The organism is Oceaniglobus roseus, from assembly GCF_002869745.1.
In the GTDB taxonomy this organism is placed as follows: Bacteria; Pseudomonadota; Alphaproteobacteria; order Rhodobacterales; family Rhodobacteraceae; genus Oceaniglobus; species Oceaniglobus roseus.
The window spans coordinates 1-16,722 of record NZ_PNOS01000047.1 but is presented as its reverse complement, the minus strand read 5'-3'; the positions used below and the strand labels follow the sequence as shown (position 1 = coordinate 16,722).

The window sequence follows — 16,722 nt, the reverse complement described above, 5'->3', positions numbered from 1 at the left end:
TGCCCCTCATAGGCGCTGGTCCCGGTGCGGGCAAGCGGGGGTTGGCGCCCCCGTCGTCTTTGCGTCCCGGCTGCGGCTTCAGAGACTCAGGGTGGCGAGGATGCGCGCCGCCTCGTCCGCCGTCGACGTCAGCTTTCCGCGGTCCTCCCCGGGGAAGAAGCGGGCGCGGGTGGCCGTGGGCATCGGCGCCGGTGTGGCGATGTGCACCCTCGGCCCGGTCTTCGCCGTCTCGGCCTGCCAGCTGCGCGCCAGTGCCATCTGCGCGGCCTTGCTGGCGCCGTAGGAGCCGAAGAAGGGCTCGCCCGCCCGCGGATCGTCGAGGAACAGCGCCTGTCCGTCGGGCGCGGCCCGGAGCAGCGGTTCGACCATCGGGATCAGCGTGGCGGTGGCGGTGGCGTTGGTGGCGATGGACTTCGCCCAGTCCTTCGCATCGACATGGCCCGCAGGGGTCAGCGGCGCGGCGTGGATCGCGCAGTGCACCCAGAGGTCGACATGGCCCCAGCGGTCGTAGGTCGAGCGGCAGAGATGGGCCATGGCGTTCGGGTCGGTGACGTCCATCGGCGCAAGCGTCGCCGCGCTGCCCTTCGCCTGGATCGCGTCGTCGAGCTCTTCCAGCCCGCCGACGGTGCGGGCGACGGCGATGACGTGGCAGGCGGGGGCGAGGGCGGCGGCGATGGCGGCGCCGAGCCCGCGCGAGGCGCCGGTGATGAGGGCGATCTTTGTCGTGTCCGTTGTCATGGCGCGGACATTCGCCAAAGCGTGGCGAAGGTCAAGGGCCGCGCTGCGAAAGGCCTCAGGCGCAGGCGGCCTTCTCGGCCTCGGCGAAGGCCTCGGCCGTCGCTTCCAGCGCCAGCATGATCGAGGCGTGGCGGTTCTTGTAGTCCTTCGCGGGCTCCAGCACCTCCAGATCCCCGAACGGGGCCGAGGGCACGGGGCCGCCGGATTTCAGCATCGCCTTCAGCTCGTCCCGCGCCTGTTCCACCTCGGCGCGGCTGCGCCCAATGATGTGCGCGCCGACGACCGAGGCCGCCGCCTGGCCGAGCGCGCAGGCCTTCACGTCCTGCGCATAGCCGGTGATCCGGCCGGCCTCGGTCTTCAGCTGCACCGTCACCGTCGAGCCGCAGAGCGGAGAGCGCTTGCGCGCGGTGGCGTCGGGATCGGCGAGCGGCGCGGTATGCGGCATCTCGGCGGCGAGCGCGAGGATGCGGCCGGAGTAGAGCTTGATCAGATCGCTGTCGGCCATGGCGGCGGCTTTCCTGTTCGGGTCTCATCGCCTAGATAGGGTGCGGCTTCGCACAAGGAAAGGTTTTGCCCGATGTCCTTCGACCCGTCCAGCCTGCGCTTCGATGCCGCGGGCCTTCTGCCGGTGATCGCCCAGGAGGCGGAGACGGGCGAGGTGCTGATGCTTGCCTGGATGAATGCCGAGGCGGTGGCGATGACGCTGGAGACGGGGCGCGTCACCTACTGGTCGCGCTCGCGCCAGTCCTTCTGGGTGAAGGGCGAGACCAGCGGACACGTGCAGCACCTGGTCGAGATGCGGGTGGACTGCGACCGCGACTGCCTGCTGGCGCTGGTGCGCCAGGAGGGGCCCGCCTGCCACACCAACCGGCGGTCCTGCTTCTACACCGCGGTACGGGGCGGCGTGGAGACGGAGATCATTGCGCCGATGCCCGGCTAGGGCGCGGCGATCCGGCGGCGGGGGCGCTGGTGGAGGGGGCGGACGCCTCCGGCGGGAGTATTTTTACAAAGAAGAAGCAGGGGGGTGCCAGGACGTCGGCAGGCCGACCAGGCGGCGGATGTCGTCGGGTGTGGCGCCTTCGGCACGGTATTTCGCGAGGGCGCGAGCGTCGTCGCGCTTGGCCAGGCGCTTGCCGGTGTCGTCGCGGATCAGGCGATGGTGATGGTAGACGGGCGTCGGCAGGCCGAGGAGGCGCTGCAGCAGAACGTGGATCTGCGTCGCCTCGAACAGGTCGCGCCCGCGGGTGACGTGGGTGACGCCCTGCGCGGCGTCGTCGAGGACCACGGCGAGGTGGTAGGAGGTGCCCATGTCGCGGCGGGCGAGGACGATGTCGCCGACGGTCGCGGCGAGGTCCGGCGCGACGCGGATCGTGTCGGTCTCGCCGTCGGGACCGGCGCCGGTCTCGGTGAAGGACAGGGGGGTTTCGGCGGTGGCGGCGCGCTCGGCCATGTCGATGCGCAGGCGCAGGGCCTCTTCCGGCAGCGGATCGCCCGGATGGCGGCGGCCCGTCTCGCGGCAGGTGCCGGGATAGATCGGGCCGTCGGGGCCCATGGGCGGCGCGGTGCCCTCCTGGGGCGCCCCGAGGGCGTCGAGGATGTCGCGCCGGTTGCAGGAGCAGGCGAAGAGCAGGTCGTGCTGCCAGAGCCGCTCCAGCGCCGCGCGATAGGTCGGCAGGCGGTCGGACTGGCGCAGCGCGGGCTCGGGCCAGGAGAGGCCGAGCCAGCGCAGGTCGTCGTAAATTTGCGCCTCCCATTCCGGGCGGGCGCGGCTGCGGTCGATGTCCTCGATCCGGAGCAGGAAGGTCCCGCCCTGGGCCTTCGCCATGTCGTGGGCCAGCATCGCGGAATAGGCGTGGCCGAGGTGCAGCGGCCCCGTGGGCGAAGGCGCGAAGCGGGTGACGACGTTGACGCGGGGGCTCACGCGGGGACGGTGGACCCGGCGGCGGAAAGCCAGGCGGTCCAGTCGGCCTTGGCGCGGTCGGTATAGGCCTTGTAGCGGTCCTTGCGGCCGCGCCGCCCGGCCTTCAGCCCGGTGACGGGCGGGAAGAGGCCGAAGTTGACGTTCATCGGCTGGAAGGTCTTCGCATCGGCGCCGCCTGTGATGTGGGTGACGAGCGCGCCCATGGCCGTCGTCTCGGGCACCGGCGGCAGGGTCTGCCCGGTGATCTCGGCCACGGCAAGACGGGCGGCGAGAAGGCCCATGGCCGCGGATTCGACATAGCCCTCCACCCCCGTGATCTGGCCCGCGAAGCGGATGTTCGGCCGCGACCTGAGGCGCATCTGGCCGTCGAGCAGCACCGGGGATTTCAGGAAGGTGTTGCGGTGGATGCCGCCGAGGCGGGCGAAGCGGGCGTTCTCCAGCCCCGGAATCATCCGTAGAACATCGGCTTGCGCGCCGTACTTCATCTTCGTCTGGAAGCCGACGATGTTGTAGAGCGTGCCGAGCTTGTTGTCGCGGCGCAGCTGCACGACGGCGTGGGGTTTCACCTCGGGCTGGTGCGGGTTGGTCAGGCCCACGGGTTTCATCGGCCCGTGACGAAGGGTCTCGCGCCCGCGCTCGGCCATCACCTCGATCGGCAGGCAGCCGTCGAAATACTGCGCCGTCTCGCCGTCGTGGAACTCGGCCTTGTCGGCGGCCAGCAGGGCGTCGATGAAGGCATCGTAGGTCGCCTTGTCCATCGGGCAGTTCAGGTAGGCGGTGCGCTCCTCCTCGGTCTCGCCCTTGTCGTAGCGGGACTGCATCCAGGCCTTGGAAAGGTCGATGCTGTCGAAATGGACGATCGGGGCGATCGCGTCGAAGAAGGCCAGCGCGTCCTGTCCCGTCTCGGCGCGGATCGCCTCGGCCAGGGCGCCGGAGGTCAGGGGACCGGTCGCGACGATCCAGTGGCCGTCCGTGGGAAGCGATGTGATTTCAGTACTTTCCACGCGGATCTTCGGGTGGTTTCTCAACCGCTCCGTCACCGAGGCCGCGAAGGGATCTCGGTCGACAGCCAGTGCGCCGCCCGCGGGCAGGCGGTGGCGGGTGGCCATCTCCATGATCAGGCCCTTCGCCGCGCGCATCTCCCAGTGCAGGAGGCCCACCGCGTTCTGCTCGTCGTCGTCGGAGCGGAAGGAGTTCGAGCACACCATCTCGGCCAGGTCGCCGGTGCGGTGCGCGAAGGTGGCGACCTTCGGGCGCATCTCGTGCAGCACCACGTCGATGCCTGCCTCTGCCGCCTGCCAGGCTGCCTCGGCGCCGGCCATGCCGCCGCCCACGATGTTGAGTGTCTGTGCCATGATGCGGATCTAACCTCCGCCGCCCGGCTTGAAAAGGGGTCAGACGGGGGTGTCAGATGGGCGCGCTGGTGTCGCGGAAGATGTTAGTCACCTCGTCCTCCTCCATCGCCTCGCGCAGCGCGAGGGCATAGGGGCTGCGCCGCGCGAACCTCGGGGCGTAGGTCACGTCCTCGGCCATGACCGGGCGCGGGGTGCGGGCCGGGGAGACGGGGCGGGGGCGCGCCACGGTCACGCGCTCGACCTCGAGCTTGCGCAGGCGGACGGGGCCGCGCGCCTTCGGGTCGGTCAGGGCGATCATCATCAGCGCCCCGATCAGCGCCATGTCGCGCCAGAACTCGGTCAGCGCGTTCAGCGACAGGGTCGGCATGGCGGCGCTGTAGGACGAGCAGAAGAAGAACACCGACAAAAGGAGCGCGGCCGGGCGGACGAAGCGGCCGATGATCACAGTGAAGCAGGCGGCGTAGAGGATCGAGGCGACGAACGCGTCGCTGGGCCGGGGGCCGGGAAGGGAGTCGAGGAAGGAGGCGTCGGCGATGTTGTCGATCAGGCCGATGGAGGCCAGGAAATAGGACGCGATCAGGACCCGGACGAGGGCGAACTGAAGGCGGTACTGGGTCTTGAGCGACGCGTTCGTCACGATCGGACTCCCGGAAATTTACCAAGGGGGCGCGGTGTGACCACGCCAAACCCCTGTGTCCCGGATGTGACCGAAATGCGGCGGGTGCACGGCAAACGGGAGAGGGCGGGCGATTACTCGCCCGCCGGTGGCTCCTCGTCCTCGGACTGCTCGGCGATCCAGGCGACGCTCACCACTTCCTCGCCCGCGCCGGTGTTGAACACCTTCACGCCGCCCGCCCCGCGGGAGCGGAACGAGATGCCCTCGACCGGCACGCGGATCGACTGTCCCTTGGAGGTCGCCAGCATGATCTGGTCGTCGAGATCCACCGGGAAGGACGCGACGAGGGGCCCGCCGCGCATCGCCTTGTCCATGGCCATGACGCCCTGGCCGCCGCGGCCGCGCACCGGGTAGTCGTGGGAGGACGACAGCTTGCCCGAGCCCTGCGCGGTGATGGTCAGGATCAGGTCCTCGGCCGCGGACATGCGGGCGTAATCCTCGGGTCCGAACTCGGCGGCTTCGCCGGTGCTCTCCTCCTCGTCCGTCTCCAGCTCGGCGTCGTCGGCGAGGCCCGCCATGGCGCGGCGCATCTTGAGATAGGCCGCGCGTTCGCCTGGCGTCGCCTCGAAGTGCCGGATCACGGCCATCGAAACCACGCGGTCGCCCTCGGCCAGGCGGATCCCCCGGACGCCGGTGGAATCGCGGCCCTTGAAGATCCTGACCGCGGTCGTCGGGAAGCGGATCGCGCGCCCGAGCGCCGTGACCAGCATCATGTCGTAGCTTTCGTCGGCGATGCGGGCGTTCACCAGCTTCACGTCCTCGGGCAGCTTCATGGCGATCTTGCCGTTGCGCATGACGTTGGTGAAGTCCGACAGGGCATTGCGCCGCACGTCGCCGTCGGAGGTGGCGAAGACGATCTGCAGCTCGTCCCAGTCGGCCTCGTCCCGGTCCACGGGCATGATCGCGGCGATGGAGACGCCCGCGGGGATCGGCAGGATGTTGACGATCGCCTTGCCCTTCGACGTCCGCCCGCCCAGCGGCAGGCGCCAGGTCTTCAGCTTGTAGACCATGCCGTCGGTGGTGAAGAACAGAAGCTGCGTGTGGGTGTTGGCGACGAACAGGGTCGTCACCACGTCGTCGTCCTTCAGACCGCCGCCGGCCAGGCCCTTGCCGCCCCGCCGCTGGCTGCGGAACTCGGCAAGCGGCGTGCGCTTGATGTAACCGGTCTGGGTGATGGTGACGACCATGTCCTCACGCTCGATGAGGTCCTCGTCCTCCATATCGCCGGCCCAGTCGACGATCTCGGTGCGGCGGGGGACGGCGAACTGGTCCTTCACCTCCTGCAGCTCGGTCGAGATGATGCCCATGATCCGCTCGCGCGAGCGCAGGATGTCGAGGTAGTCCTTGATCTTGGCCGCCAGGTCCTCCAGCTCGTCCGTCACTTCCTTGACACCGAGCTGGGTCAGGCGCTGGAGCCGCAGGTCGAGGATGGCGCGTGCCTGGATCTCGGACAGGTTGTAGGTGCCGTCCTCGTTCATCGTGTGGCTCGGGTCGTCGATCAGCCGGATGAACGGCGCGATCTCGTGGGCGGGCCAGGCGCGCTCCATCAGCTTCTGGCGGGCCTCGGCGGCGTCGAGGGACGATCGGATGGTCTGCACCACCTCGTCCACGTTCGACACCGCGACGGCCAGACCGCAGAGGATGTGGCTGCGCTCGCGCGCCTTCCTCAGGTCGTAGGCGGTGCGGCGCGCGACGACTTCCTCGCGGAAGCTGATGAAATGGGTGAGGAAATCCCTCAGCGTCAGCTGCTCGGGGCGGCCGCCGTTCAGGGCCAGCATGTTGCAGCCGAAGGAGGTCTGCATCGGCGTGAATCGGTAGAGCTGGTTCAGCACCACCTCGGGCGTCGCGTCGCGCTTCAGCTCGATCACCACGCGCACGCCGACGCGGTCGGATTCGTCCTGCACCCCGGAAATGCCCTCGAGCTTCTTCTCACGGACCAGATCCGCGATCTTCTCGATCATCGCGGCCTTGTTCACCTGGTAGGGAATCTCGTCCAGCACGATGGCGAAGCGGTCCTTGCGGATCTCCTCGACCCGGGTCTTCGCCCGGATGACGACGCTACCGCGCCCTTCCAGGTAGGCCTTGCGCGCGCCGGAGCGGCCGAGGATCACGCCGCCGGTCGGGAAGTCGGGGCCCGGGACGTATTCGATCAGCTGCTCGGTCGAGAGGTCCGGATCGGCGATCAGGGCCAGCGTGGCATCGACCACCTCGCCCAGGTTGTGGGGCGGAATGTTGGTGGCCATGCCGACGGCGATGCCGCCCGCGCCGTTGACCAGCATGTTCGGGAACCGGGCGGGCAGGACCGTGGGTTCGCGGTCCTTGCCGTCGTAGTTGTCCTGGAAGTCGACGGTCTCCTTCTCGATGTCCGCCAGCAGCGCCTGCGCCGGGCGGTCCATCCGCACCTCGGTATAGCGCATGGCGGCGGCGGAATCGCCGTCCATGGATCCGAAGTTGCCCTGGCCGTCGAGCAGCGGCAGCGACATCGAGAAGTCCTGCGCCATCCGCACCAGCGCCTCGTAGATCGCCGAGTCGCCGTGGGGGTGGTACTTGCCCATCACGTCGCCGACGGGGCGGGCGGACTTGCGGTAGGACTTGTCGTGGGTGTTGCCGGTTTCGTGCATCGCGTAGAGGATCCGCCGGTGCACAGGTTTCAGGCCGTCGCGCAGATCGGGGATCGCGCGGGAGACGATGACGGACATCGCGTAGTCGAGGAAGGACGAACGCATCTCGTCGGCGATCGAGATGACCGGGCCGTGGTGCGCCGCGCGCTCGGGGCCGTTTTCGTCTTCGTTTTCAGGCGTTTCCGGTGTGTCGTTCACGTCGACCGCTGCTCCTGCGCTCTGCTCTACATATTGTTGCCGGGGTTATATCAGGACGCGCATGTTGCGTGCAATGTCTGCCTGAGTTTTCGGCAAGCAGCCAGGGGGAGAGAGTGCTAACATACTGTTTTAATTGAAAAGTAAAACGACTTCGGCATGATCGGAAGCGGGGGATTGTGACAGGCCCGGAAGGAGTGATTTGAATGGCGATGTCCGAGATGGAAATGATGCTCAAGGGGTACGGCCTCACGACGGCCGAGATGTTCTACCGCATGCCGGATTACACGAGTGTTCTCAACACCTTCGTCTGGCAGGACTACGATATCGCCCCCGATCACCCGCGACTCTTCAGGTTCATCGAGTTCTGGCAGAAGGAGATCGAGGGGCCGCTGCACTCGGTGCGCTTCACCCACCGCAAGATGATCGCGCCGGGCGAATGGCGCAACGTCACGGGCGAGCTGACGCTGCACTGAGGCTCCGGCGCCGCCGGGGTTCAGGGCATGAGCCGCGCGACATAGCCGGGCAGGGCGAAGGCCGCCTGGTGCACCGCGGGCGTGTAGTAACCGGTCTCGATCCCCGCCGCGCTGAAGCGCGCCTCCAGGGTTTCGAGGGGCACCTGCCGCGCGCCGCCGTCGCTGCCCCAGCCGAAGGCCATGGGCCCGCCCGCGTAGGTCGGCACGGTGGCGAGGTAGCAGGTCCAGTCCGCGAACAGCGCCTTGAAGGCGCGCATGGTGTTGGTCAGCTCCTGCCCCTGCAGGAAAGGCACGCCGTTCTGGGTGACGAGGATGCCGCCCGGGGCGAGGGCGCGTTGCGCGTGGCCGTAGAAGGTGTCGGTGAACAGCACCTCGCCGGGGCCCACGGGATCGGTCGAGTCGACGATGATGACGTCGAAGCCGCCGTCGGTGGAGCGGATGAACTCGGCGCCGTCGGCGATCACGAGGTCGAGGCGCGGATCGTCGAAGGCGCCCGCGGAGATGTCCGGGAGGTACTCCTTCGAGAACTCCACCACGCCCGCGTCGATCTCGACCATGGTGACATGCGAGACGGTGCGATGCTTCAGCACCTCGCGCGCCATGCCGCCGTCGCCGCCGCCGATGATCAGCACCCGCGCGGCCGAGCCATGGGCCAGGATCGGCACGTGGGTCAGCATCTCGTGGTAGATGAAGTTGTCGCCTTCCGTCACCTGCACCACGTCGTCCAGCGTCAGGATGCGCCCGAAGGTCGGATTCTCGAACACACGGAGCCGCTGGTGATCGGTCTGGCTGTCGTAGAGCACCGACGACTCGCGCAGGGCCTGGGCATGGTCGGCATGCAGGGCTTCGAGGGTCCAGCCGGGCAGTTTGGGCATCGTCGCGCTCCTTCGTCTCGTTCTCGGCGGACCATGGCGAAAACCGTGCCCCCCGGCAACCGGGTCAGCCCATCAGGCTTTCGAGGATCAGCGACAGAAGCTCGCCCCGGTTCGCGGTGCCGGACTTGCGGTAGATGGCGTTCAGGTGCGACTTCACCGTGCCCTCGGCGCTGCCGCGAAGGCGCGCGATCTCGGCGATGGACAGGCCCTTGACAAGGAAGTTCGCGATGTCGGCCTCGGAGGCGGTCAGGTTCCAGGCCGCGAAATGCGCTTGGATCACGTCGTTCATCGCGGCGGAGGCCACGCTGACGCTGCGCTCCAGATGCGCCTGGCGGCGCAGGATCCGCACCGCCATGCGCGTCTCGACCACGATCGCGGCGATCAGCGACAGGGTGGCCAGCGCCTCGATGTCGAGATGGCCGAGGATCGCCTGCTGGACGCCCGCCTCGCGAAAATCGTTCAGAACGTCGCCCGCGAAGAAGGCCGCGCAGAAGACCTGCACGGCGATCAGGGCGATCAGGCCCCAAGGCGGACGCCGGTCCCGGGACAGGGCCGGCGCCAGCTTCGCCGCGCTGCCGCTCACAACTCCTTGTATCCCGTCACCATCGCGCGGGGCAGGTTCACGCCGGTGCGCCTGCTCTCGTAGATCACGGCGAGGATGTGCAGCACGACCGAGATTTCCGCCCATGTCACGGCGCCTTCATGCAGGGTTTCGGGCCATTCCACGCCCCAGAACATGTCCGTGGTCATCAGATACCCCGAGACGGCGATCACGGCCAGCGTCAGCAGCAGGTTGTAGATCATCCACGCCCCGAGCGGCGTGTGGCCCGCGTGCCGGTGGCTGCGGCCGGTGACCATGCCGGTCAACTGCTCCAGCGCGCCCGAGATGCTGGGCGGAAAGCTGGAGAAGCGGGCATAGCGGGTGCCGACGAGGCCCCAGATCAGGCGGAAGGCGATCAGCCCGGCCACGCCGTAGCCGATCCAGATGTGCAGTCGGCTGTCGTGGTCGACGATCAGCGCGTTGGCGGCGAACAGCGCCACGAGGGACCAGTGGAACATGCGCACCAGCGGATCCCAGATCTTCTGTCGGGTCATTCTCGGCTCTCCTTCCGGGGGGGCGGCGCGCACCGGGGGACAGGGGGATGCGGCGCGCACCGCCGGGGATCAATCGGCGTCCTTGTTGACGATCTCGAGGTCCCCGTTCAGCAGGATCTCCATCTTCTTGCCGTCCTTCCGGGCGTAGGCTTCGTAATAGCCATCCTCGACCTTGATCTTGCCGACCTCGTAGCCCTGGTCGGTCAGCAGGGTCTGGATCTTGGTCTTCACCTCGTCGGTCAGCTTCACGCTGCCGGACGCGAAGGCGGTGCAGGGCAGGGCGACGGCGAGGGTCAGGGCGGCGATGGTCTTCAGCATGGGGTTCGTCCTTCTGTCTGGCGGAGCGCCGGGAGTGGCGTGTCCTGCCGACCAGATGGACGGCGAACAGGGCGGCGGGAAGCCAACCGGAGGTGCAGTTCCGACCCTCTGCAACCGGGGTTCAGGGCGCCAGGAGGGCCGCAAACGGCAAAAGGGCCGCCCCGAAGGAGCGGCCCCTGCGCTGTCGTCGCTGTCTTGCGTCAGGCGGCGGCGGTATCGGTCACCAGGCCGTCGCCGCGCAGCAGTTCCTTCACCCGCACGTCATCGGTGGCGAAGGCGGCCTTCAGAACCTCGACCGCGCGCCAGGGATTCGCGTCGCCGCACATGAAGACGTCGAAGGCGCCGTAGCCGATTTCCGGCCAGGTGTGGACCGAGATGTGGGACTCGGCCAGCACCGCCACGCCCGACACGCCCTGCGGCGAGAACTTGTGGGTGTGGATGTGCAGCAGCGTCGCGCCGCAGAGCTCGACCGAATCGCGGAAGGCCTGCTGGATCCGCGCCTCGTCGTCGAGGCCATGGCCGTTCACCACCTCGATGATCAGGTGCGTGCCGGCGAACACCTTGCCGTCGCGGCGGATGAAGTGATCCTCGCGGTCCGCGTCGAAGATGTCGCGGGTGGTGTCGATGTGCGCAGCAGTGATGCCGCGGGTGTCTTCCGCTTGGGCGCCTGTCTCCAGACCAGTCCCCAGTTGGAAGAGGTTGGAGCCGTCCATGGCCTACCCCTTTCTACCAGTAGATTGAATCCGTGGTCCCTTAGCGCCCCCCCGGCTTTTCGGCCGAGGTTGGGATCGGTCCCGCATGTCGCGCCCACCTAGGGGTCATCGGCGACTCGCGCAAGGGATTTTTCCAGAACGGTCGAAATTTTCCGCGGCGGCGGCTGCGGGACGGAGGCGCGGGGCGGAAGAATCTGGGGGTATTCAGATACCTTAATTACAGACCTTTGATTTTAGGCGGAAAATGTGAGAAGCACCAGCTTGACTGTGCCGCGGCGATGGTTAGAAGGACGCCATCCGGACGGCGCCCCACGACCCCCTTCTGACGGCGCTCTCTCATCTACAGGACCCGAGACATGAAAACCTTTACCGCTACCCCGGCGGATATCGACAAGAAGTGGATCCTGATCGACGCCGAGGGCGTCGTTCTGGGCCGTCTTGCCTCGATCATCGCCATGCGCCTGCGCGGCAAGCACAAGCCGACGTTCACGCCCCACATGGACATGGGCGACAACGTCATCGTCATCAACGCCGACAAGGTCCAGCTGACCGGCAACAAGCGGATGAAGCCGAACTACTGGCACACCGGCTTCCCGGGCGGGATCAAGTCGCGCACCACCGGCCAGATCCTGGAAGGCAAGTATCCCGAGCGGGTCGTCACCATGGCGGTCAAGCGGATGCTGCCGGGCGGCAAGCTCTCGCGCCAGCAGATGACCAACCTGCGTGTCTACGCCGGTGCCGAACACCCCCACGAGGCGCAGAGCCCCGAAGTTCTTGACGTGAAGGTCATGAACAAGAAGAACACCCGGGAGGCATGAGCATGGCCGACGAAATCAAATCCCTCGACGAGCTGAACGCAGCCGTCTCCGGCAGCACCGCCGCCGCCCCCCAGGACGCCCCGCTGCACGAGCAGGTGCGCGACGAGTTCGGCCGCTCCTACGCCACGGGCAAGCGCAAGGACGCCGTCGCCCGCGTCTGGATCAAGCCGGGTTCCGGCAAGGTCACCGTGAACGGCAAGGACCAGTCGGTCTACTTCGCCCGCCCGGTGCTGCAGATGATCCTGCGCCAGCCCTTCACCGTCGCCAACGTCGAAGGCCAGTTCGACGTGCACTGCACCGTCAAGGGCGGTGGCCTCTCGGGCCAGGCCGGCGCGGTCAAGCACGGCATCTCGAAGGCGCTTCAGCTGTACGATCCCTCCCTGCGCGGCGCGCTGAAGGCCGCCGGCTTCCTGACCCGCGACAGCCGCGTGGTCGAGCGGAAGAAGTACGGCAAGGCCAAGGCCCGGAAGAGCTTCCAGTTCTCCAAGCGCTGATCTTGCTCCGAGCTTCGGACGACACGAATGGCGGGCGCGGCACATCAGCCGCGCCCGCAGTCCTTTGCGGGTGAGCCCGATGGAGTACCGCCCCGAGATCGACGGCCTGCGCGCCGTCGCCGTCCTGCCCGTCATCCTGTTCCACGCGGGATTTTCCGCGTTCGGGGGCGGTTTCGTCGGGGTCGACGTCTTCTTCGTCATCAGCGGCTATCTCATCACCTCGATCATCTTCGAGGGCCGCGCGCGTGGCACCTTCTCGATGGGCCGGTTCTACGAGCGGCGGGCGCGGCGGATCCTGCCTGCGCTGTTCCTCGTCATGCTCTGCTGCCTGCCCTTCGCCTGGGCCTGGATGATCCCCGACCGGTTCGAGGATTTCGCGAAGAGCTTCGGGTCGGTGCCGCTGTTCCTGTCCAACTTCTACTTCCTCAGCCAGACCGGGTACTTCATGCCCGACGCCGAGACCCAGCCGCTGCTGCACACCTGGAGCCTCGCGGTGGAGGAACAGTATTACCTGCTGTTCCCGCTGCTTGTCGCGCTCTGCGCCCGGATGGGGCGGGGCGGCGTCATCGCCGTCTTCGCCGTGGTGGCGGGGCTCAGCCTGGGACTGGCCGAATGGGGGCTGGCCCATCACCCCGAGCGGACCTTCTTCTTCACCGGCGCGCGGCTGTGGGAGCTGATGGCGGGCTCGATCCTTGCCGTGGCCCTGCGGAGTCGGCCGCGCCCGGGCAACGGGATGCTGGCGGCGTTCGGGCTGGCGGCAATCCTGGCGGCGGTGTTCCTCTACCAGCCCGACACGCCCTTTCCGGGGGTCGCGGCGCTGCTTCCGGTTCTCGGCACGGTGCTGATCCTCGCCTGTGCCGCGCCCGGGGGGCTGGTGACGCGCCTTCTGTCCTGGCGGCCGATGGTGGCGGTGGGGCTGGTCAGCTACAGCGCCTACCTCTGGCACCAGCCGGTCTTCGCCTTCGCCCGGATCCGCAGCGTGGGCGAGCCTTCGTCCCTGGCGATGCTCGGTCTCGCGGCGTTGTCCCTGGGCCTGGCCGCGCTCAGCTGGCGCTTCGTCGAACAGCCGTTCCGCCGTGCTCCCGTGCCGCTGCTGCGGAGGCGGCGCGTGCTGTTCGGCGCGGCGGGGGGCGTGGGGGTGCTGTTCGTCGCCATCGGGCTTCTCGCCGACAACACCGCCTGGTTCAACGCCAGCCGGACCGAGCGGCAGCGCGCCTTCCTCGGCTGGCTGGGCTTCGCCGAGACGCAGGCCTTCCGCGACGGCTATCGCTTCCCCGACTGCTTCTTCGGCGCCGAGGGCCACGGGTTCGAGGCGTACCGCCCTGAGACCTGTCTCGCCCTCGATCCGGAGCGGCCGAACGTGCTGGTCCTCGGCGATTCCCACGCCGCGCATCTTTACACCGGGCTGCGGCGGGGCTTTCCGGGGGTGAATGTCCTGCAGGCCACCGCCTCGGCCTGTCCGCCGCTCAGTCCGCGCGACGGCGATCCGGGCTGCGCGGCGCTGACGGCGCTGCTGCGGAACGAGGTGCTGCCAAGGGGCGGGATCGACGCCGTGATCGTTTCGGCCCGCTGGCAGGACGGCGACTTCGCGGGGCTGCCCGGGGTGCTGGCGGAGTTGCAGGAGAGCGTGCCGCGGGTGGTCGTGTTCGGCCCGACCGCGGAATACAGCCCCGCGGCGCCCGAGATCCTGGCGACGGTGCCCGAGGGCGCCGATTACGACGCGGCGCTGCAGGCGCGGCTCGACCCGGCGGTGCGCGCGCGCGCGGAACGGTTGGCAGAGGTTGCGGAAGCGGCGGGCGTCCCCTTCGTCGATGTCCTCGACACGCTCTGCGGCGGGACGGGCTGCCGGGCGCTGGCCGGGCCGGGGGTGCCGGTCAACTGGGATTACGGGCACTACACGCTTGACGGCTCGGCCCGGGTGGTCGAGCAGATGCGGGACACCGGGCGCCTGACGCCCGGAATGCTGGGCGCGGAGCAGGCGGAACGATGAGCGACGAGGCGACACCGGCGGCGGCGGGGCAAGGGCGGCCGTTGTGGCTGGCCGCGGCGCCCGTGGTGTTCCTGCTGCTCTGGTCGGGCGGCTATGCCGTGGCGAAGATCGGGCTGGAGCACGCGGCGCCGCTGACGATCCTGTGCCTGCGCTATGCGCTGGTCGTGGGGATCATGGGCGCGGCCTTCGTTGTGCTGCGTCCGCCGCTGCCGAAGCGGGCGGCGGACTGGGGGCACCTCGCGCTGGTGGGCGTGCTGATCCAGACCGTCTATTTCGGGATGACCTACATGGCGCTGCTGAACGGTCTCTCCGCGGGTCTGGCGGCGATCATCCTGTCGTTCCAGCCGATCCTCGTCGCGCTGATCGCGCCGCGCTGGTCGGGAGAGCCGATCCGGATCGCCACCTGGATCGGGCTCGTGCTGGCGCTTGCGGGGGCGGTGACGGTGATCGTCGCGCGCCTCGACATCTCGCCGCCGCCGCCCCTGGTGTTCCTGCTGGCACTGCTGGGGCTGGCGGGGATCACCGGCGCGACGCTGTGGGAAAAGCGCTTCGGCCTGTCGCACCACCCGGTGACGGCGAACCTGATCGGCTACGGCGCGGGGCTGATCTGCCTGCTGCCGTTCTGGGCGGTGCAGGACGCGGCGCCGGTGCGCTGGAACTGGGAATTCGTCTGGGTGATGGTCTACCTCGTCCTCGGCAATTCGGTGATCGCCGTGGGCCTGCTGCTGGCGATGATCCGGGCGGGCGAGGTGGCGCGCGTCTCGGCGCTGATGTTCCTCGTGCCGCCGCTGGCCGGGCTGATCGCCTGGGCCACGCTCGGCGAGGTGATGCCGCCGCTGGCCTGGGTCGGCTTCGCGCTGGCGGGCGGCGGCGTGTACCTCGCGACGCGGCGGGCGCGGGGCTGAGACGCCGCGCCCGAAGGCCTCAGCCCGGCACGTCCAGCGTCACGCGGCGTCCGCTTTTCGTGTAGGAGAGGTTGCTCTGGCCGATGGCGGCGACGCGGCCGCCGTCGATCCGGTCACCGACCTTCACCTTCATGAACTTGCCCGAGGGCAGGCGGACCAGCGCGCGGCGGTTCGAGGTGCTGCCGTAGACGCCGATCAGGTTGATCTTGCCAAGGTTGATCGCGTTCTTGATCGTCGCGCGGGCCGCGACCGAGGCGCTGGTCGGGATCTTCGGCTGCCGGGCGACGGCGACACGGGACACCTCCGGCTCGTCGTCGGACTCGGGCGCCGCGGTGGCCGGGGCGCGCACGGCGGGCGCGGCCGCGGTGCGGGCAGGGGCCGGGGCGACGGCGACCTTCAGGTCCGCCGGGCGCTGCTTCGGCATGCGCGAGCGGGCGACGGCATAGGGGCTGACGGGTTCGGGCGCCGGAGTGACGAGCGCGGCGGTCACCAGATCCTCGGGCGCCGGGCGGGGCGGGATGACGGCGACGGGCGCCTGTGGCGTTCCGGCGTCGGCGGGCACCGTCGCTTCGGCGGCGACCTCGGTCAGGGTGTCGGTGACGGCATCGGCGATGGCGGCGGAGGTCGCGGTGTCGACCACGGCGGCCGTCCCGGTCGCGTCGGGGGTCGCGGTGACGAAGCTGAGCGCCCGCGTCTCGACCTCGTTTGGGCGGGAGCGCGGCTTGAACCCGGCGAGCTCGGTGCGCGGGGTGCTGGCAAGCTGCGTCTGATCGGACTGGTCGGTCTGGTCGGTTTGTCCGGCCGGTCCGGCCGGTCCGGCGAGCCCCTCGGGACGGGTGCGCGGCCGGGTGTCGGGCAGGTCAGGCTGGGTCGTGGCGGTCGGCGCCAATGTTTCGGGCCGATCCGGGGGTTCGGGCGGACGGCGCGGCGGCGGGCCCGCCGTGACAAGGATGCCCTGGGGTGAAATGGCGCCTTCCGGTGTCGCGCGCACCAGCCCGCGCTCGTCCAGATCGAAGGTCTGGCCCGGGGGGGCCGGGGGCAGGGGCGCCTCGGGCAGCTGGGGTTCGGCTGTCTGGGGGAGGTCGGGCAGCGATCCGGGCGTCTCGGGGGCGATCGCGGGGTCGAGGGCGGCGACGTAGATGTCGTCGATCCGGTCGATGGACGGCTCTTCCGGTGTATCCGGCCCCCGCTCCCAGACGCCCGTGGTGGCATAGCGGGCGACGACGGCATCGCCGGAGACATCGCCTTCCGCCAGCGCGCGCTGCAGCGGATCGGGCGAGGGGCGCGCGGCCGGCGGATCGGGGGCGGCCGTGACGGTGACGGGGGCGGCTTCGGGCTCGGGCGCGGAAGGGGCGGCGGGCGGAACGACGGAAAGCGGCGTGTCGGGTTGCTGGAGAGGTCCGGCCGCGGCGGATTCGTCCACGTCCGGGGCGCGGGAGCCGGTCAGGGCGGCGATCTCGGAGGCGGCGTCGGGCGCTGCGGTGGCGGGATCCTGCGGTGCCGTCCGGGCCGGCACCGCGTCGGCGGTCCCG

The 16,722-nt window shown here is 69.3% G+C and carries 17 protein-coding genes and 1 pseudogene; 6 read left to right on the top strand and 12 right to left on the bottom strand.

Going from position 1 to position 16,722, the window contains the following annotated elements:
- Positions 1 to 78: 78 nt before the first annotated feature.
- Positions 79 to 738 (bottom strand): SDR family NAD(P)-dependent oxidoreductase, encoded by a 660-nt coding sequence (locus tag A7B20_RS18750; RefSeq protein ID WP_102110120.1) that lies wholly within the window; start codon positions 736 to 738, stop codon positions 79 to 81.
- 55 nt (positions 739 to 793) lie between these two features.
- The gene (locus A7B20_RS18745; protein WP_102110119.1) at positions 794 to 1,243 is read right to left on the bottom strand and encodes an iron-sulfur cluster assembly scaffold protein; all 450 of its coding nucleotides are present in this window, start codon (positions 1,241 to 1,243) and stop codon (positions 794 to 796) included.
- A 72-nt stretch (positions 1,244 to 1,315) separates the two neighbouring features.
- On the opposite strand from A7B20_RS18745, the gene hisI reads away from it, so the two are divergent.
- Positions 1,316 to 1,678 (top strand): phosphoribosyl-AMP cyclohydrolase, encoded by a 363-nt coding sequence (hisI, locus tag A7B20_RS18740; RefSeq protein ID WP_102110118.1) that lies wholly within the window; start codon positions 1,316 to 1,318, stop codon positions 1,676 to 1,678.
- A 63-nt stretch (positions 1,679 to 1,741) separates the two neighbouring features.
- Here the strand turns inward: hisI and gluQRS are convergent, their stop codons facing one another.
- The 4 genes from gluQRS to gyrA all read right to left on the bottom strand — a co-directional run bounded on the left by gluQRS (position 1,742) and on the right by gyrA (position 7,509).
- Positions 1,742 to 2,659: a tRNA glutamyl-Q(34) synthetase GluQRS gene (gene gluQRS / locus A7B20_RS18735; RefSeq protein ID WP_102110117.1), complete on the bottom strand. Its 918-nt coding sequence runs from the start codon at positions 2,657 to 2,659 to the stop codon at positions 1,742 to 1,744.
- On the bottom strand, positions 2,656 to 4,014 hold the full coding sequence (gene trmFO / locus A7B20_RS18730) for a methylenetetrahydrofolate--tRNA-(uracil(54)-C(5))-methyltransferase (FADH(2)-oxidizing) TrmFO (protein WP_102110116.1): 1,359 nt from the start codon (positions 4,012 to 4,014) through the stop codon (positions 2,656 to 2,658). The genes gluQRS and trmFO overlap by 4 nt, the downstream gene beginning before the upstream one ends.
- Before the next feature lie 52 nt (positions 4,015 to 4,066).
- Entirely contained in the window at positions 4,067 to 4,651 is a 585-nt protein-coding gene (locus A7B20_RS18725) for a hypothetical protein (protein ID WP_102110115.1), read from the bottom strand.
- Positions 4,652 to 4,764: 113 nt separating this feature from the next.
- Positions 4,765 to 7,509 (bottom strand): DNA gyrase subunit A, encoded by a 2,745-nt coding sequence (gene gyrA, locus A7B20_RS18720; protein WP_102110114.1) that lies wholly within the window; start codon positions 7,507 to 7,509, stop codon positions 4,765 to 4,767.
- Between the two features lie 203 nt (positions 7,510 to 7,712).
- Here gyrA and A7B20_RS18715 point away from each other — a divergent pair, with 203 nt between their 5' ends.
- Positions 7,713 to 7,982, top strand: a complete 270-nt coding sequence (locus tag A7B20_RS18715) for an usg protein (RefSeq protein WP_102110113.1) — start codon at positions 7,713 to 7,715, stop codon at positions 7,980 to 7,982.
- Positions 7,983 to 8,002: 20 nt separating this feature from the next.
- On the opposite strand, the gene speE is transcribed toward A7B20_RS18715, so the two are convergent.
- The 5 genes from speE to speD form a co-directional block, all read right to left on the bottom strand.
- Positions 8,003 to 8,857 carry a polyamine aminopropyltransferase gene (gene speE / locus A7B20_RS18710; protein WP_102110112.1) on the bottom strand — a complete coding sequence of 285 codons (855 nt, stop codon included), beginning with the start codon at positions 8,855 to 8,857 and terminating at the stop codon, positions 8,003 to 8,005.
- A gap of 64 nt (positions 8,858 to 8,921) precedes the next feature.
- Entirely contained in the window at positions 8,922 to 9,440 is a 519-nt protein-coding gene (locus tag A7B20_RS18705; RefSeq protein WP_245867101.1) for a helix-turn-helix transcriptional regulator, read from the bottom strand.
- Complete coding sequence (locus tag A7B20_RS18700) at positions 9,437 to 9,952, bottom strand: cytochrome b/b6 domain-containing protein (RefSeq protein WP_102110111.1); 516 nt, start codon at positions 9,950 to 9,952, stop codon at positions 9,437 to 9,439. Before A7B20_RS18700 ends, A7B20_RS18705 begins: the two co-directional genes overlap by 4 nt.
- Positions 9,953 to 10,021: 69 nt before the next feature.
- The gene (locus tag A7B20_RS18695; RefSeq protein ID WP_102110110.1) at positions 10,022 to 10,270 is read right to left on the bottom strand and encodes a PepSY domain-containing protein; all 249 of its coding nucleotides are present in this window, start codon (positions 10,268 to 10,270) and stop codon (positions 10,022 to 10,024) included.
- A gap of 200 nt (positions 10,271 to 10,470) precedes the next feature.
- Positions 10,471 to 10,983, bottom strand: coding sequence for an adenosylmethionine decarboxylase (speD, locus tag A7B20_RS18690; protein ID WP_102110109.1), 513 nt, complete (start codon positions 10,981 to 10,983; stop codon positions 10,471 to 10,473).
- 356 nt (positions 10,984 to 11,339) lie between these two features.
- Between speD and rplM the strand changes: the two genes are divergently transcribed.
- The 4 genes from rplM to A7B20_RS18670 all read left to right on the top strand — a co-directional run bounded on the left by rplM (position 11,340) and on the right by A7B20_RS18670 (position 15,190).
- Positions 11,340 to 11,801 carry a 50S ribosomal protein L13 gene (gene rplM, locus A7B20_RS18685; protein WP_102110108.1) on the top strand — a complete coding sequence of 154 codons (462 nt, stop codon included), beginning with the start codon at positions 11,340 to 11,342 and terminating at the stop codon, positions 11,799 to 11,801.
- 2 nt (positions 11,802 to 11,803) lie between these two features.
- Positions 11,804 to 12,295, top strand: coding sequence for a 30S ribosomal protein S9 (gene rpsI / locus A7B20_RS18680; RefSeq protein WP_102110107.1), 492 nt, complete (start codon positions 11,804 to 11,806; stop codon positions 12,293 to 12,295).
- Positions 12,296 to 12,374: 79 nt separating this feature from the next.
- Positions 12,375 to 14,285 carry an acyltransferase family protein gene (locus A7B20_RS18675; RefSeq protein WP_102110106.1) on the top strand — a complete coding sequence of 637 codons (1,911 nt, stop codon included), beginning with the start codon at positions 12,375 to 12,377 and terminating at the stop codon, positions 14,283 to 14,285.
- Complete coding sequence (locus tag A7B20_RS18670) at positions 14,282 to 15,190, top strand: DMT family transporter (protein WP_102110105.1); 909 nt, start codon at positions 14,282 to 14,284, stop codon at positions 15,188 to 15,190. Before A7B20_RS18675 ends, A7B20_RS18670 begins: the two co-directional genes overlap by 4 nt.
- A 19-nt stretch (positions 15,191 to 15,209) precedes the next feature.
- Here the strand turns inward: A7B20_RS18670 and A7B20_RS18665 are convergent.
- Positions 15,210 to 16,722, bottom strand: a pseudogene (locus tag A7B20_RS18665) (hypothetical protein); the annotation flags it as partial.

Excerpts from the sequence above, each read along its gene's own strand:
- rpsI (WP_102110107.1), top strand. The coding sequence starts at position 11,804 with ATGGCCGACGAAATCAAATCCCTCGACGAGCTGAACGCAGCCGTCTCC.
- hisI (WP_102110118.1), top strand. The coding sequence starts at position 1,316 with ATGTCCTTCGACCCGTCCAGCCTGCGCTTCGATGCCGCGGGCCTTCTG.
- speD (WP_102110109.1), bottom strand. The coding sequence starts at position 10,983 with ATGGACGGCTCCAACCTCTTCCAACTGGGGACTGGTCTGGAGACAGGC.
- A7B20_RS18700 (WP_102110111.1), bottom strand. The coding sequence starts at position 9,952 with ATGACCCGACAGAAGATCTGGGATCCGCTGGTGCGCATGTTCCACTGG.
- trmFO (WP_102110116.1), bottom strand. The coding sequence starts at position 4,014 with ATGGCACAGACACTCAACATCGTGGGCGGCGGCATGGCCGGCGCCGAG.
- A7B20_RS18675 (WP_102110106.1), top strand. The coding sequence starts at position 12,375 with ATGGAGTACCGCCCCGAGATCGACGGCCTGCGCGCCGTCGCCGTCCTG.
- speE (WP_102110112.1), bottom strand. The coding sequence starts at position 8,857 with ATGCCCAAACTGCCCGGCTGGACCCTCGAAGCCCTGCATGCCGACCAT.
- rplM (WP_102110108.1), top strand. The coding sequence starts at position 11,340 with ATGAAAACCTTTACCGCTACCCCGGCGGATATCGACAAGAAGTGGATC.
- A7B20_RS18750 (WP_102110120.1), bottom strand. The coding sequence starts at position 738 with ATGACAACGGACACGACAAAGATCGCCCTCATCACCGGCGCCTCGCGC.
- A7B20_RS18670 (WP_102110105.1), top strand. The coding sequence starts at position 14,282 with ATGAGCGACGAGGCGACACCGGCGGCGGCGGGGCAAGGGCGGCCGTTG.
- A7B20_RS18715 (WP_102110113.1), top strand. The coding sequence starts at position 7,713 with ATGGCGATGTCCGAGATGGAAATGATGCTCAAGGGGTACGGCCTCACG.
- A7B20_RS18745 (WP_102110119.1), bottom strand. The coding sequence starts at position 1,243 with ATGGCCGACAGCGATCTGATCAAGCTCTACTCCGGCCGCATCCTCGCG.
- A7B20_RS18695 (WP_102110110.1), bottom strand. The coding sequence starts at position 10,270 with ATGCTGAAGACCATCGCCGCCCTGACCCTCGCCGTCGCCCTGCCCTGC.